Source organism: Microlunatus speluncae (assembly GCF_009299835.1).
Classification (GTDB): domain Bacteria; phylum Actinomycetota; class Actinomycetes; order Propionibacteriales; family Propionibacteriaceae; genus Microlunatus; species Microlunatus speluncae.
In genome coordinates, this window is the sequence record NZ_VKCZ01000021.1 from 49,614 (window position 1) to 65,254 (window position 15,641).

Annotated in this window: 10 protein-coding genes; 8 read left to right on the forward strand and 2 right to left on the reverse strand. The window is 71.6% G+C overall.

From position 1 onward, the window contains the following. The first annotated feature begins 13 nt into the window (after positions 1-13). The 5 genes from FNH24_RS31665 (at position 14) to FNH24_RS29785 (ending at position 7,851) form a co-directional block, all read left to right on the forward strand. Positions 14-901, forward strand: a complete 888-nt coding sequence (locus FNH24_RS31665) for a hypothetical protein (protein WP_161606390.1) — start codon at positions 14-16, stop codon at positions 899-901. Beyond that, positions 892-3,144 carry a helicase-associated domain-containing protein gene (locus FNH24_RS29770; RefSeq protein WP_161606391.1) on the forward strand — a complete coding sequence of 751 codons (2,253 nt, stop codon included), beginning with the start codon at positions 892-894 and terminating at the stop codon, positions 3,142-3,144. The genes FNH24_RS31665 and FNH24_RS29770 overlap by 10 nt, the downstream gene beginning before the upstream one ends. 85 nt (positions 3,145-3,229) lie before the next feature. Then, positions 3,230-4,639, forward strand: coding sequence for a hypothetical protein (locus FNH24_RS29775; RefSeq protein ID WP_152365904.1), 1,410 nt, complete (start codon positions 3,230-3,232; stop codon positions 4,637-4,639). Positions 4,640-4,651: 12 nt separating this feature from the next. Continuing rightward, a complete protein-coding gene (locus tag FNH24_RS29780; protein WP_152365905.1) occupies positions 4,652-6,313 on the forward strand; it encodes a DNA repair helicase XPB in 1,662 nt (553 codons plus the stop codon). 50 nt (positions 6,314-6,363) lie between these two features. Further along, entirely contained in the window at positions 6,364-7,851 is a 1,488-nt protein-coding gene (locus tag FNH24_RS29785) for an MFS transporter (protein WP_246187144.1), read from the forward strand. Positions 7,852-8,342: 491 nt separating this feature from the next. Here the strand turns inward: FNH24_RS29785 and FNH24_RS29790 are convergent, their stop codons facing one another. After that, positions 8,343-8,903 carry an NUDIX hydrolase gene (locus FNH24_RS29790; RefSeq protein ID WP_152365907.1) on the reverse strand — a complete coding sequence of 187 codons (561 nt, stop codon included), beginning with the start codon at positions 8,901-8,903 and terminating at the stop codon, positions 8,343-8,345. Next, positions 8,893-9,546, reverse strand: a complete 654-nt coding sequence (locus FNH24_RS29795; RefSeq protein ID WP_152365908.1) for a GNAT family N-acetyltransferase — start codon at positions 9,544-9,546, stop codon at positions 8,893-8,895. The genes FNH24_RS29790 and FNH24_RS29795 overlap by 11 nt, the downstream gene beginning before the upstream one ends. A gap of 190 nt (positions 9,547-9,736) precedes the next feature. On the opposite strand from FNH24_RS29795, the gene FNH24_RS29800 reads away from it, so the two are divergent. The 3 genes from FNH24_RS29800 to FNH24_RS29810 are packed head-to-tail and all read left to right on the forward strand — an operon-like array spanning position 9,737 to position 15,628. Continuing rightward, positions 9,737-11,701: a HelD family protein gene (locus tag FNH24_RS29800; protein WP_246187145.1), complete on the forward strand. Its 1,965-nt coding sequence runs from the start codon at positions 9,737-9,739 to the stop codon at positions 11,699-11,701. A 40-nt stretch (positions 11,702-11,741) separates the two neighbouring features. Beyond that, a complete protein-coding gene (locus FNH24_RS29805; protein ID WP_152365910.1) occupies positions 11,742-14,813 on the forward strand; it encodes a DEAD/DEAH box helicase in 3,072 nt (1,023 codons plus the stop codon). After that, on the forward strand, positions 14,810-15,628 hold the full coding sequence (locus FNH24_RS29810; protein WP_152365911.1) for an SWIM zinc finger family protein: 819 nt from the start codon (positions 14,810-14,812) through the stop codon (positions 15,626-15,628). The genes FNH24_RS29805 and FNH24_RS29810 overlap by 4 nt, the downstream gene beginning before the upstream one ends. Positions 15,629-15,641 lie beyond the last annotated feature (13 nt).

Here is a 15,641-nt window from a genome sequence, read left to right on the forward strand (position 1 = left end):
TACGATGACCCTCATGGCGACCTGGGAGGACGGACCGGAGTATGCCCCGATCCAGCGACCGGAGGGCTTCACCGTGCCCGAGGTCCCGCCACTGAGCGTCGCCCCGCCCGTCGAGCACCCGGCCGCCGGCGCCCCGGTGGTCCGGCCGCAGTTCGCTGATCCCGGCCAGCCGGTGGCGGCCCTGGAGAGCCTGGTCCCACGGGTGACCGATCAGCGTGACCCGGCCGAGCCGTTCGCGGTGGTCTCCAGCGCGGCCACCGCCGCCGATTCCGCCTGGGGCGCGGCCCACTGGAGCAAGCCCGACGGTGGCTGGGGGCCGCCGAACGCGGCGCTGGCGCCGCTCGCCTACGACCCGACCTCGCCCCTGGAGCAGCACCACCCGCCCGCCCCGACGAGCGGCTTCCCGGCCGTCGCCGGCGGACCGCTGCCCTCCAGCCACGCGCCGTACGGAGCGCCGAGCCCGTCGGGCTTCCCCGGCCCCGGCAGCACCGAATGGTTCGCGCCGCCGCCGTCGGCGATGGCCCGGCAGGCGCCGCAGGCCGACGCGGGCACCGTGCTCAAGTCGGTCACCCCCGCGGTGTTGATCACGCTCGTGCTGGGCGGGATCATCGCGCTGATCGCACCGATCACCCTGCTGATCGCGTTCGGTTTGGCCACCCGGATCAGGGTCGCCCAGTCGGCGGTCCGCAAGGTGTTCCTGACCGGCCTCGGCGTGCTGGCCTTCTTCGCCCTGGTCGGCGCGCTGACCAACGGCGACTCGTTCGGCGACTGGTGGGAGTTCGTCGGCCTCTGGGCGCTGCTCATCTCCTGGGTGGTCGGCCTGGTCGTGATCTTCGTGGTCTACCGCGGGCTGAAGAACCCCGACCAGAACAGCGGCGGCTACCAGCGACCGTGGGCCTGACCCAGCCGTCGGCCGGCCCGACCGCGGCGACCCCGACCGACCGTCCCCGTACCCTCGCCGAAGCCGTCCGGGCCGCCGGCCGCGACTTCCTCGTCGAACTGATCCGGCTCCGCCCCGATCTCGGCTATCCGCTGCCGGCCGACGTCGCCGAACTGGTCAGTCGCGCGGCCACCACCACCTCGACGGTCCGGGCGCTGGACCGGCTCGATGCCTGGACCCGACTGATCGCCGAGATGCTGGCCGCGCTGCGCGACCCGGCGACCCCGGCCCAGTTGCTGGAGCTGGCGGCGGGCAGCGTTGCCGACGACCTCGATCGGCCGGGTCTGGCCGCCGCCGTCGACCGGGCGCTGGACCTGCTGCGGGCCCGGGCGCTGCTCTGGGGTGAGGACGAACTGCATCTGACCCGCACCGTCCGGGAGTATTTCGGCCCGTATCCGGGCGGCCTGGCCCCGCCGTCGCCGCAGGAGCTGTCGGCGGACCGGATCACCGAGCTGCTGGCAGCGGCCGGAACCGACGAGCACGACGTGCTGGCCCGGCTGGCCCACTCCCCGGCCGGCGCCGTCCGCAACGCCGATCGGCCGGTCAGCCTGGAGCAGGCGGCGACGCCGATCGACCGACTGCTGGCCCGCGGCCTGATCCGGCCGCTGTCGGCCGACACCGTGGTGCTCCCCCGGGAGGTCGCCTGGCGGCTCCGCGACGGACGCTTCAGCGCCGCGCCGGTGCCGTCCGCAGCACCGCCGGTCGGCGGCCGGCACCGGGAGCGGTCGGTCGTCGACCGGGCCGCGGCGGGCGCCGGCTACGGGCTGCTGGAAGACGTCGCCGGGGTCGCCGCGGCGCTGGAGGACGTGCCGCACCGGCTGGTCCGCGACGGCGGACTGGCCAGCCGGGACCTGACCCAGCTGGCCCGGTCGCTCGGCACCGACCTGGCTCAGACCGCGTTCGTGGTCGAGCTCGGTGCCGCCGCCGAGCTGTACGGGACGGGCCAGGGCAATCGTTTGCTGCCGACGACGGGCTACGACCGCTGGGTGGCCGAGCCGCTACCGGACCGGTGGCTCCGGCTGGTGCGCGCGTGGCTGATCATGGAACGCTATCCCGGCCGCGACCTGGCCCCCGGCGAGCACGCCCTCGGCCCCGAGCTGGCCGCACCGGCCGCCCCGGCCGCCCGCTCGTTGATCATGGAACTGATGCGCGCCGCCGATCCGGGCACGGTGCTGGACCATGATCAACTGGCCGCCGCCGTCGGCTGGCACCGGCCGCGGCTGACCGCCGCCGGGCAGCCCTCGACCGACGAGTTGAGCCGCTGGCTCTGGCGCGAGGCGGGCTATCTCGGCCTGACCGGGCTGGGCGCCGTGTCCGGTTTCGCCGCCGAGTCGCACCGGCCCGAGGAGCCGCTGTCGGCCGAGCTGGCCGGGCTGTTTCCCGCCTTGGTCGATTCGATCATCGTGCAGGCCGACCTGACCGCGGTGGCCGCCGGACCGCTGCCGTACCGGATCGCCGAGGAGCTGCGACTGCTCGCCGTGCAGGAGTCGCGGGGCGGTGCCGGGGTTTACCGGTTCAGTGCGGAATCGCTGCGGCACGCCTTCGATGCCGGCTGGACCGCGGACCGGGTTCACGAGTGGCTGTCTCACCATTCGACCACGACAATTCCGCAGCCGCTGAGCTATCTGGTCGACGATGTCGCCCGGCAGTACGGCAGCATCCGGATCGGCCCGGCGCTGAGCTATCTGCGGGTCGACGACGAGGCGCGCGCGCAGGCGATCGTCAACCATCCGGAGGCACCGTCCCTCGGCCTGCGCCGGCTCGGGCCGGGGGTGTTGATCGCCGCCGTGGAGGCGTACCAACTGGTCGCGTTCGTCCGCCAGATCGGCTTCGCGCCCGCGGCCGAGGACGAGTTCGGCCGCAGCCTGGCCCCGCCGGATCGCTTGCGGGCAACGGTTTCCGAGCGCACCCGGACGGCCGGGACGGCCCGCCCGACGGAGGTCGCCGACGCGATCCTGGCCGGCGACCGGGGCCGCCGCCAGGATCAGTTCGACACGACCGAACTGCTGGCCAAGCTGGAGCAGGCGACGCGCGACTCCGGGCCGGTCCGGCTGGGCTATGTCGGGCCGGACGGCGCGCCGGTGGAGCGCCGGCTCACGCTCGTTGATCTTGACGACGGAGTGCTCCGCGCGGTCGCCGACAGCGATTCCGCGGTGCTGCGCATTCCGCTGTCGCGCGTATCCTCCGTCAGCCCCCTACAATGAGCCAATGCGGCCCCAGACAATCCGGAGATTCCTGGTTGTCTTGGTGTGCTCATCCGGAATCGGGACCCTCTATTGGGTCCCCGCGGTGACCGGTTCCCCGTTGCTGCTCGACTCCGGTCCGCGCCCCGTGGTCAAGGTCGAGCCCGCCGCAGACAACCCCGAGGATTCGACCCGGAACGGGCGCCAGCGCAACTCCGAGGATGTCGAGTCCGACCGCAGCGTCGACTCCGCCCCCGACGCCTCCCTCGCACCGAAGCCGCAGGCGGGCCCGGTCGCCGGTTCGCCGAGCACGGTGACCGGTCTGCGGGCCGGCCTGATCACCAGCAGCTGGGCGCAGATCTCCTGGGATGCCGTGCCGACCGGTGCCAGCGTCAGCTACGAGGTGCGGCTGAACGGCTTCGACGTGCTGGAGACCGGCAACGTCGTGGCGTCGGTGCGCTGGTTCAACGACGACATGTCGGTCCAGGTGATCCAGGTCCGGGCGACCGACAACGGGAAGTCCGGGCCGTGGTCGAACGCGCTGACCGTCGATCCGAACCGGCCCGCGGAGACCCGGCCGGGCTCGCCCTCGAAGGACGAGCAGGAACGGGCCGACAAGGATCGAGCGCCGGCGCGGCCGACGCCGTCCCGGCCGACCCAGGCCCCGCCGCCTCCGCCGGACGGCGCCGCCAACCCGCCGAACGATCCCGCCACGCCGCCGTCGAGCCAGGCCCCGAGCCGGCCGGCCACCAGCGATCCGGGCAACCCGCCGCCGAGCGAGCCCGGCACCCCGCCGCCCGGCCCCGGCGATGACGACTCCAATCCGCCGGTCTGGCCGCCGTGGGCACCGCCGCCGAGCGCGCCGCCCCCGAGTGCGCCGCCGCCGTCGTCCCCGCCACCGGGCGGCGAGGCCGAGGCACCGGACGGCGTGCTCCCCCGCCTCGGCCGCCTGCTGGAACGTCTGTTCCCGCCGCCGAGCACCCCGCCGTCGGAGTCCCCGACGCCGTCACCCGACGGCTCCACGCCGCCGGTCCCGCCGCGCGGCGAGCCGTCCGACGGGGACCCGAGCCCGGCACCGGAGTCGTCCGAGCCGGGCCGGAACGAGCAGTCGCCGTCCGAGCAGGCGCCGGGATCCGAGCAGCCGCCGGCGACCCCGCCCGGTTCGGAGCGGCCGTCGTCGGAGCCGCCCTCGTCCGAGCCGCCCGCGTCGAAGCCGCCGTCGTCCGAACCGCCGGCCGCCGAACGGCCGTCCTCGGAGCCCCCGTTCTCGGAGCCCCCGGACTCCGAGCCACCAGCTTCGGAACCGCCGGCTTCGCACCCGCCGGCCTCCGAACCGCCGTCCGGGCCCCCGGCCTCGGATTCGCACGCACCACTGCCGTCGACCCCACCGGGGTCGACACCGCCGGACTCGGAGGCACCCAGCTCCGAGCCGCCTACGTCGCCCCCGGCATCCTCGGGGTCGTCCCAGTCACCTCCCGCATCGTCGGGCCCGCCATCTCCGGGACCGACCCGCTAGAACAGTTCGTCGATGACACAACCCTCACCGGGGCTGGGACCGTTGGTCGTCCAGTCCGACCGCACTCTGCTACTGGAAGTCGATCATCCTGACGCAGAGGCCTGCCGCATCGCGATCGCCCCGTTCGCCGAACTGGAGCGCGCGCCCGAGCACATCCACACCTATCGGCTGACGCCGCTGGGGCTGTGGAACGCGCGCGCCGCCGGGCACGACGCCGAGCAGATCGTGGACGTGCTGCTCAACTACAGCCGCTATCCGGTGCCGTCCGGCCTGCTGGTCGACGTCGCCGACACGATGGACCGCTACGGCCGGCTGCGGATCGAGAAGCATCCGACCCACGGCCTGGTGCTGATCACCACCGACCGCCCGGTGCTGACCGAGGTGCTGCGCAGCCCGCGGGTCAAGGGCCTGATGGGCAACCGGATCGACGACGACTCCGTGGCCGTGCACCCGTCCGAGCGGGGACGGCTGAAGCAGGTGCTGCTGAAGCTCGGCTGGCCGGCCGAGGATCTGGCCGGCTACGTCGACGGCGAGGCGCACCCGATCGAGCTGGAGCAGAACGGCTGGCGGTTGCGGCCGTACCAGTCGCTGGCCACGAAATCGTTCTGGCACGGCGGATCCGGGGTGGTCGTGTTGCCCTGCGGCGCCGGCAAGACGATCGTCGGTGCGGCCGCGATGTCGAAGGCGAAGGCGACCACGCTGATCTTGGTCACCAACACGGTGTCGGCCCGCCAGTGGCGGGACGAGTTGATCAAGCGGACGTCCCTGACCGCCGACGAGATCGGCGAGTATTCCGGGGCCCGCAAGGAGATCCGGCCGGTCACCATCGCCACGTACCAGGTGATCACGACGAAGCGGCAGGGGCTGCATCCGCACCTGGAACTGTTCAGTGCCCGGGACTGGGGGCTGGTGATCTACGACGAGGTGCACCTGCTGCCGGCGCCCGTGTTTCGGATGACCGCCGACCTGCAGGCCCGCCGCCGGCTCGGCCTGACCGCCACCCTGATCCGCGAGGACGGCCGGGAGGGCGACGTCTTCTCGCTGATCGGCCCGAAGCGCTACGACGCGCCCTGGAAGGACATCGAGAACCAGGGCTACATCGCGCCGGCCGACTGCGTCGAGGTCCGGGTCACGCTGAGCGACACCGAGCGGATGACGTACGCGGTCGCGGAGCCGGACGTGAAATACCGGCTGGCCTCGACCGCCGACTCCAAGACCGAGGTGGCGATCGACCTGGTCGCCAAGCACCGCGGCCAGCCGACCCTGGTGATCGGCCAGTACGTCGAGCAACTGGAGGACCTGTCCGAGCGGCTCGGCGCCCCGCTGATCAAGGGCGACACCACCGTGCGGCAGCGGGAGAAGCTCTACGAGCAGTTCCGGTCCGGCGAGATCGACCTGCTGGTGGTCAGCAAGGTGGCCAACTTCTCGGTCGACCTGCCCACCGCCCAGGTGGCGATCCAGGTCTCCGGCGCCTTCGGCTCACGGCAGGAGGAGGCCCAGCGACTGGGCCGGCTGCTGCGCCCGAAGAACAGCGGCATCACCGCCCGCTTCTACGCCGTCGTCTCCCGCGACACCGTCGACTCCGAGTTCGCCCAGCACCGCCAGCGCTTCCTCGCCGAACAGGGCTACGCCTACCGGATCATGGACGCCTCGGAGGCCATCTCCGCCGACTGATCGGGCGCGCCCCGGGAATGGCCGGTGACCGTTCGTGGTTGAGTCGGCTCGTGACGAACGGCATGCTGCGGTTGTCGTCGGCGAGCGGCCGATGGGTGATGCTGGCGACGGTGCTCGGCTCGAGCGTGGCGATGCTGGACAGCACGGTGGTCAACATCGCGCTGCCGGCGATCGCCGAGGAGCTCGGCGGCGGCATGGCCGGGCTGCAGTGGACGGTGAACGGCTACACGCTGACCCTGGCCGGCCTGATCCTGCTCGGCGGCGCGCTGGGTGACCGGTTCGGCCGGCGGCGGATCTTCGTGATCGGCGTGATCTGGTTCGCGCTCGCCTCGGCCCTCTGCGCCGCGGCCCTGAACGTCGAGATGCTGATCGCCGCCCGGGCCCTGCAGGGCATCGGCGGCGCGCTGCTGACCCCCGGATCGCTGGCGATCATCCAGGCCTCCTTCGTGGCGTACGACCGGCCGCGCGCGGTCGGCGCCTGGGCCGGACTCGGCGGCGTCGCCGGGGCCCTCGGCCCGTTCCTCGGCGGCTGGCTGGTCGGCTTCGCCGGCTGGCGCTGGGTGTTCCTGATCAACCTGCCGCTGGCCGCGATCACCGTGGCGGTGGCATGGCGGCACGTGCCGGAAAGCACCGGCGGCGAGCCCACGGACGGTCGCCCGGTGGGTCGGTTCGACGTGCTCGGCGCGGTCCTGGCGGCCGTGGGGCTGACCGGGATCACGTACGCGCTGACCGAGCTGCCCGCCGGCCGGGTCGACCCGTTGATCATCGCCAGCGCCGTGGTCGGCGTCGGCGCCGCGGTCTGGTTCGTGCTGGTCGAGCGGCGGCGCACCCACCGCACCAGCGGGCCGCGAGCCATGCTGCCGGTGGACGTCTTCGGCTCCGGCCAATTCACCGCGATCAACCTGGTCACCCTCGTGGTGTACGGCGGGCTGTCGCTGATGATGTTCCTGCTCGTCGTGCACCTGCAACTGGTCGGCCAGTTCTCGCCGATCGCCGCCGGCGCCGCCCTGCTGCCGGTGACCGTGCTGATGCTGCTGCTGTCGGCCCGGGCCGGGGCGCTGGCCCAGCGGGTCGGCCCGAAGCCGATGATGGCGATCGGTCTGGTCGTCGGAGCCGTCGGGACCGTGCTGCTGGCCCGGATCGGCCCCGGTGCCTCCTATCTGCTCGACGTCCTGTTGCCGGTGACGATCTTCGGGATCGGCCTGACCGCCGTCGTCGCCCCGCTGACCGCGACCGTGCTGGCGACGGCCGAGGTCCGGCACGCCGGGATCGCCAGCGGGGTCAACAACGCCGTCGCCCGGGCTGCGGGGCTGCTCGCCGTCGCGGCCGTGCCGCCGGCCGTCGGGCTGACCGGCGACGCGGTGAACGACCCGGCCGTCTTCGCCGCCGGCTTCCGGCTGGCCATGATCGTCAGCGCCGCCCTGCTGCTCGCCGGCGCCGTGATCACTCTGGTCGCGATCCGCGGCAACGTGCTCCGCGACGACCAGCCCGCGGACCGACCGCCCCTGGACTCCCCGATCCCGGACAACCTCCGCTGACCGCCTACTGCCCCGACCCGGTCCGATCGCCAACGCGACCGTTCGAACGACGTTCACAGCCTGGATCCACCTATTAGGCGCACCAGCTTTGGACAGGGACGCAACACCACAGGCCCAAGATCGTCGCCGGTTTGGGTGTTGTTGCTCGGCCGGGCTCAAGGAGGATCGAGATCTCCCGCCGGCGTGCGTCGAGTGGACTGTTCGGCCAGCTTCCAGGCACAGATCCGCGGCCAAAGCGTCCACTCGAAGAGTGCCATCGAAACCCAGCGCATAGCCGGTCGTCGGCTGCGAAAGCCGGCCGACCGCGCCACCCCGCCCGCCCTTGGCGCGACCACCTTGCCCGCCGAGCCGGAGCCTGTCGAAGGGCAGGCCGAGTGGACCGAATGATCTTGCCGAATGAGCCGGAGCGTGAACTGGCTTGCCCTTCGACCGGCTCAGGGAACGAACGGCTCGCGTTTGGAATGGTCGCGTCTGTCGTCCGACGGGGACGGTCAGTTCGCCAGCGGGACCGTCGATTCCTCCTGGACGCCGAGATCGCGCGGCCCGGCGGAGGGGGAGTCGGCCAGGGCGACCAGCTCCGACAGCTCGGCCGGCCAGAGCCAGCCGTCCGGGTCGGCGAGGTCGGCCGAAGGCCACCAGCGGTGGCCGGCGATGGTGAGCTGCTCGTCCTCGGTGTGACCGGAGATGTCGATCTCGAACGGCCGGACCCGGAGCGCGTAGAACGTCTCGTCCTGGACCAGGATCTGGTCGGAATAGCCGTGCACCGCGCGCCGCACGGCGAGCGGACCGATCAACTCGTCCGGCCGGCTCCGGTAGCCGGTCTCCTCGACCAGTTCCCGCACCGCGGCGTCGGTCTCGGACTCGCCCGGGTCGATCCCGCCGCCGGGGGTCACCCACCAGCTGATGCCGGGGCAACCGGGATCGGTATCCTGGAACAACAGCACCCGGCGATGATCATCGATCATGATCACCCGGACCGCACGCCGCTCCTTGCGCGGCCGCTGGTCCGGATCCGTTGCCTGGAAGCGATCCCGCTCTCCGTCAATACCCATGAGTCTCCGAACGCTCCCCTTCGCTCCCGGCGCCGCCGGTCTCCCCCGCCTCGTCGCCGGCCTCGGCCCGGGGCCACCACTCCTGTTCCAGAATGCCCATGATCACCTCGTCGCCGTACTGCCCGTTGTGGAAGGTGACGTCGCGACGGCGGCCCTCCTCGACGAAGCCGGCACGCAGGTAGGCCCCGATGGCGCGGGTGTTGAAGCCCCAGGCCCGCAGCTCGATCCGGTGCAGGCCGAGTTCGGCGAACCCGAAGCGCAGCATCAGCCGGACGGTCTCGGTGCCGTAGCCGCGGCTGGTGAACTCCGGGCCGAGGACGATCACGAACTCGGCGGAGCGGCCGTTCGGTGACCCCTTCAGCCCGGTCTGGCCGATCACCGTGTCGTCGTCGATCCGGACCACGGCGAACCCGGTGTCGTGCGGTGACGTGTTCGCCGTCCAGAGCCGGAACCGGTCGGCCATCGTCTGCCCCGGAATCGGCCGCACGGTGGACTGCTGCAGCGACAGTGTCGCCGGATCGTTCCACCAGCGGGTCAGCTGGACAAGATCATCTTCGCGGACTTCGCGCAGGTAGACCCGGTCGCCTCGCAGCAGCCCGGTGCTGTAGGCGATCGCCGCGTCCGTGTCGGTCAGGCGTCGCATGGGCGCCATCCTGTCACGGCCGGTTATTGGATTCGCCGTGACGCGACCGCGCGAGTACAGTGGCTCCTCCCCCACGAGCAGCATCGGAGATCTCTGCATGCCCGGATCGGAGCCCGATACCCTCCCGCAGGACGATCCTCTTCGACACGAACAACGACATCTGAGTGAATCCCGCGCCGCGCTGCGCCGGATGCGCGATCATGCGGCGAGCCTGGAAGGCCACGGCGCCGGCGCCGATCACGTCTCCACTCAACACCTCAGGCAGGTGCTGTTTCGCCGGATGAAGTCGCTGGAGGACGACCCGACGGTGCCGCTGTTCTTCGGCCGGTTGGACTATGACGCCGAGCTCGGCGCCGACCACGACGAACGGCTCTACATCGGCCGCCGGCACGTCACCGGCGAGACCGGCGGCGATCCGTTGGTCGTCGACTGGCGGGCGCCGATGTCGCTCCCGTTCTATCGCGCCAAGCCGGGCGATCCGATGCGGGTCCGGCTGCGCCGCCGCTTCGGCTTCTCCTCCGGCCAACTGACCGCGTACGAGGACGAGGAGCTGGCCAAGCCGCAGACCGAGCTGCACTCGCGGATCCTCGAAGCCGAGATCGAACGGCCGCGGACCGGCCCGATGCGCGACATCGTGGCCACCATCCAGCCCGACCAGGACGTGATCGTCCGCGCCGACCTGTCGCACTCGCTCTGCATCCAGGGAGCGCCGGGCACCGGGAAGACCGCCGTCGGCCTGCACCGGGCCGCCTACCTGATGTACGCGCACCGCGACCAGCTGTCCCGCTCCGGCGTCCAGGTGATCGGGCCCAACGACAACTTCCTCTCCTACATCGGCGACGTGCTGCCCGCCCTGGGTGAGATCGACGCGACCCAGGCCACCTTCTCCACCCTGGTCAGCAAGTCGACCGGGTTCATGATCACCGGCGACGACCCGGTGCCGGCGGCGTTGATCAAGGGCGACCCGCGGATGGCCGAGGTGATCGCCCGGGCCGTGTGGGGACATCTGGGCACCGCGACCAGCCCGCTGGTCGTCCCCCGCGGGGCGCACCAGTGGCGGGTCGCGGCCTATCTGGCCAACGAGATGCTCGACGAGCTGCGCCGGCGCGGCGTCCGCTACACCGCCGGCCGGACGATGTTGCCGCAGCGGCTGGCCCACCAGGTCTTGATCAAGATGGAGGCGGCGGGCGACTCGCCGGACGACCGGGTGCAGAACTCGGTGGCGAAGAGCAAACCGGTCAAGGCCTACGCCGACGAGCTGTGGCCGGCCGTCGACCCGGCCAAGTTGATCTTGCGCCTGCTGACCGACGCCGCCTTCCTGGCCGAAGCCGCCCGGGACATCCTGGACGACGTCGAGCAGAAGACGATCTTGCTGGACAAGCCGCCCCGGACCCCGAAGAGCGCCAAGTGGACGCTGGCCGATCTCGCCCTGATCGACGAGGCGGCCGACCAGCTGAACCGCACCCCGAGCCTCGGCCACGTGATCATCGACGAGGCGCAGGATCTGTCGGCGATGCAGCTCCGGGCGATCGGCCGACGGGCCAGCACCGGGTCGGTGACCGTGCTCGGCGACCTGGCCCAGGCGACGACGCCGTGGGCGACCCGCTCCTGGCAGGACTCGCTGCGCCACCTGGGCCAGCCCGACGCGGAGATCTCCGAACTGGTCGAAGGGTTCCGGGTGCCGGGCTCGGTGATCGACTTCGCCGCCCGGCTGCTACCGGTGATCGCCCCCGCCCTGACCAAGCCTCGCTCGGTCCGGCGCAGTCGCGGTGACCTGGAGCTACGACAGACCGACGATCTTGACGCCGCCCTGGCCGCGGCCGTCGTCGATGCCGCGGAGCGCGAGGGCACCGTCGGCGTGATCGTCCCGGACGCGGCGATCCCCCGGCTGCGGGCCCTGCTGGAGCAGCACGCCATCCGCTACGACCTGCTCGGCGACGTCCCGCCGGCCTTCGAGACCCGGGTCGACCTGGTGCCCGCCGCCCTGGCCAAGGGCCTCGAGTTCGACCACGTCGTGCTGGTCGAACCGGCCGCGATCGTCACGGGCGAACCCGACGAGATCACCGGCCTCCGCCGCCTCTACGTCTGCCTGACCCGAGCCGTGACCTCCCTGGCGATCCTCCACACCGACCCCCTCCCGGCCCTCCTCCGCTGACCGCGGGCAACGAGCGCAGGCCGCCACTAGGCTGCACCACGTGCTGACCGCCCATGGGTTCTGGTCTCCGGGTGCCGGCCTGTGCCTCTGGGCCGAGGATTCCGAGCGTACGGTCACCAGCTCGAGCCGGGCCGTCCGCTCGGCCCGACCACATCCGTTCGCGGCCGGTCCGGTGGAGTTGGCCGAGCTGATACCCGGGCACGCGCCTGCCGGACCGGCGGAGGCGGTCACATTGCTCCTTCCGTCGCTGCCGACGTCGCCGCTCGACTCGCCCGCACTGATCCGGACCACGCCCCGACCCGCCGCCCGATCCGCGCCGTCCCTGCTCGCCTGGTCCGTGCCCGTCGTTCGCCTCTCGGCCCGCGCTGCCCTGTCCTGGCTGGACCGGCCGCGGGACGAAGAGGCCACGCCGGTGCGTCTCGGCGACTCGATCGGTTATCTGGCCGACCTGGCGCAGTTCGCGACCGAGCTGGTGCTGCGCGGCCGGGTGCTGCCGAGCCTCGACCGTGACGGCGGCGGCGGCGCGATGGCTCGCTGGCGACCCGTGCTGCAGGGCACCGACGTGATCGCGTTGCACGCGTTGATCACGGCGACACCGCCGGTCTGCCGGGCTCAACCGGGTCTGGACAACCCACGGACCCTGGCCGTCGATGCGCTGCAGGGCCTGGTCGATGCCGCGGTTCGGGGCAGCCAGCCCGCCGGCCTGGACCTGTTGCCCGCCCGACGCGGTCGCCCGCCCAAGCGACCCCCGGCCCACGAGAGCTGGCTGGCCGCGCTGACCAGCGCGGACGGCCGCTTCGATGCCGACGACCACGAGCTGGATGATCTTGACCAGGTGCTGCGGCCCTGGTCCGAGATCGGCACCGAACAGGTCAGTCCGGCCCACGCGACGTTCCGGCTCACCGAGCTCGACACCGAAGAACTCGGGCCGGATGCCGAGCCCGGGTGGCGGCTCGAGTTCCTGTTGCAGTCGACCGCGGACCCGAGCCTGCTCGTGCCCGCGGAACAGGCCTGGCAGGACGAGGGTGCGCTCCGACGCTGGCTCGACCGGCCGCAGGAGTTGCTGCTGGCCGAGCTCGGCCGGGCGAGCCGCGTCTATCCCGATCTGGGACCCGGGATGCGGCAGGCACGGCCGAGCGCGCTCGACCTCGATGCAACCGGCGCCTTTCACTTTCTCTCGGTCGCGGCGCCGGCGCTGACCGAGGCCGGCTTCGGGGTGCTGCTACCGAGCTGGTGGGGCCGCCGATCCAAGGTCGGGCTGTCGCTGGCGGCCAGCACGCCGCGTGACCCGGCCGCCGACGACGGCTCGCGATTCGGGCGCGATCAGTTGGCCGGATTCCAGTGGTCGCTGGCGGTCGGTGATCAGACGCTGACCGAGGAGGAGATCGAGGCCCTGGTCGCGGCCAAGGCTCCTCTGGTGCGGCTCCGCGGTCAGTGGTTCGCCGTCGATCCCGATCAGCTGCGACGTGGCCTCGAATTCCTGTCCGGCCGGCCTCCGGGCCGGATGAACGCGGTCGAACTGCTGGCCCTGGCGGCGGCACACCCCGACGACAACGAGCTGCCTCTCGAAGTCACGTCCATCCAGGCCGACGGTTGGCTCGGGGACCTGCTGTCCGGCACCGCAGCCCAATCGCTGACCGAGGTCACTCCGCCGGCGGAGTTCACCGCTGAGCTCCGGCCGTATCAGCAGCGCGGACTGTCCTGGCTCAGCTTCCTGTCCGCGATCGGGGTCGGCGCGGTGCTGGCCGACGACATGGGACTGGGCAAGACGATCCAGCTGCTCGCCCTGGAGGCGACCCGGCGGGACCAGGTGCCGGACGCGGGACCGACGCTACTGCTCTGCCCGATGTCGTTGGTCAGCAACTGGGAAGCCGAGGCGGCCAAGTTCGCGCCCGCGCTGCGGGTCCATGCCCATCACGGCCGGGAACGGCTGCACGGCCAGGAGCTCGCCGACCGGATCGGGGAGGTGGACCTGATCGTGACGACGTACGGCACGGCCACCATCGACATCGAGGAGCTGGCCGAGATCGACTGGCAGCGGCTGGTCCTGGACGAGGCACAGGTGATCAAGAACCGGCTGTCCAAGACGTCCAAGGCGGCCCGCCGACTGCGGGCCGGGCAACGGGTGGCGTTGACCGGAACGCCGGTGGAGAACGCACTGTCCGAGCTGTGGTCGATCATGGACTTCGTCAATCCCGGCCTGCTCGCGTCACCCGACAAATTCCGTACCAGGTATGCGATCCCGATCGAGCGGCACCGCGACGCCGACGCGGCGGAACGGCTGCGCAAGATCACCCGCCCCTACATCCTGCGCCGACTGAAGACCGATCCGACGATCATCGATGATCTTCCGGACAAGATCGAGATCAATCAGTACTGCCAGCTCACCGTCGAACAGGCCTCGCTCTATCGGACCGTGGTCGACGACATGATGGAGAAGATCGACGACTCGTCCGGCATCGAGCGGCGCGGCTACGTGCTGGCGACGATGGCAAAGCTGAAGCAGGTCTGCAATCACCCGGCCCAGCTGCTGCAGGACAGGTCTCCGATCGGGCGCCGCTCGGGCAAGGTGATCCGGCTGGAGGAGCTGCTGGAGGAGATCCTGGCCGAGGGCGATCGGGTGCTGTGCTTCACCCAGTACACGGCGTTTGCCGAGCTGCTGAGACCGCATCTCGCGGCCCGGTTCGGCACCGACGTCGCCTACCTGCACGGCGGGACCGGACGAAGTCAGCGCACCGAACTGGTGCGGAGGTTCCAGAGCGGTGAAGGCCCGCCGATCTTCCTGCTGTCGCTCAAGGCCGGCGGCACGGGTCTGAACCTGACCGCTGCCAATCACGTGATCCATCTCGATCGGTGGTGGAATCCGGCGGTGGAGAATCAGGCCACCGACCGCGCGTTCCGGATCGGGCAGCGGCGTAACGTCCAGGTCCGAAAGTTCATCTGCGCCGGCACCCTGGAGGAGAAGATCGATCGGCTGATCGCCGACAAGGTGGCGCTGGCCGAGCTGGTCGTCGGTGACGGGGAAGGCTGGCTGACCGAACTGTCCACCACCGAACTGCGGGATCTCTTCACCCTCTCGGCCGGTGCCGTCGCTGATGCGGACGAGCGATGAACTGGAACCGGCGAGGATTCCCCCCACCGTCGAAACCCCGCGCGGTGCAGGGCGGCCTGAAGGCGCGCAGCGTCCGGGGAGCCATCGCCAAGACCTGGTGGTCCGAACGCTTCATCGCCGTGCTCGAGGACATCATCGTCGGTGGCCGGCTGGAACGCGGCCGCAACTACGCCCGCAGGGGTCAGGTGCTGGCCGTGGAGCTCGCCGCCGGCTCGGTCGCCGCCGAGGTCCAGGGCAGCCGGGCTCAGCCCTATCGGGTCCGGATCCAGCTCGCAGCCTTCGGCCAGGCCGACTGGACCCGGGTCGAATCCGCGCTGGCCGACAACGCCTGGTATCTGGCGAAACTGCTGGCCGGCGAGATGCCCGACGACATCGAAAGCGTATTCGCCGGCGTCGGGCTCTCCCTGTTTCCCGCGACCGAGTCGGACCTGTCGCTCGACTGCTCCTGCCCGGATTGGCAGGTGCCCTGCAAGCACCTCGCGGCGGTGTTCTATCTGCTCGCCGAACGCTTCGACGACGACCCGTTCGAGATCCTCGCCTGGCGTGGGCGTGCTCGCGATCTGCTGCTGGACAATCTGAATGCCGCCCGAACCGGCGTTCCGGAATCGGACGAGAGCGCCGAGGCGCCGCCGCTGACCGAGTGCCTCGACAGTTACTTCGCCGCCCAGACCAAGATCACCGTGCCGACTCCGCCCACCGTGTCCCCGCTCAGCCTGCTTGATCAACTGCCGGCACTCGACCTCAGCGTCCGCGGGCGGCCCCTCACCGAGCTGATCCGCCCGGTGTACGAACGGTTCGGGACTTCGGCAGATTGATCATCGAACGCGG

What these genes read in the sequence shown, in the direction of transcription:
- FNH24_RS29790 (WP_152365907.1), bottom strand. Translation starts at nt 8,903, where the DNA reads ATGGGTATTGACGGAGAGCGGGATCGCTTCCAGGCAACGGATCCGGAC.
- FNH24_RS29780 (WP_152365905.1), top strand. Translation starts at nt 4,652, where the DNA reads ATGACACAACCCTCACCGGGGCTGGGACCGTTGGTCGTCCAGTCCGAC.
- FNH24_RS29800 (WP_246187145.1), top strand. Translation starts at nt 9,737, where the DNA reads ATGCGCGATCATGCGGCGAGCCTGGAAGGCCACGGCGCCGGCGCCGAT.
- FNH24_RS31665 (WP_161606390.1), top strand. Translation starts at nt 14, where the DNA reads ATGGCGACCTGGGAGGACGGACCGGAGTATGCCCCGATCCAGCGACCG.
- FNH24_RS29810 (WP_152365911.1), top strand. Translation starts at nt 14,810, where the DNA reads ATGAACTGGAACCGGCGAGGATTCCCCCCACCGTCGAAACCCCGCGCG.
- FNH24_RS29795 (WP_152365908.1), bottom strand. Translation starts at nt 9,546, where the DNA reads ATGCGACGCCTGACCGACACGGACGCGGCGATCGCCTACAGCACCGGG.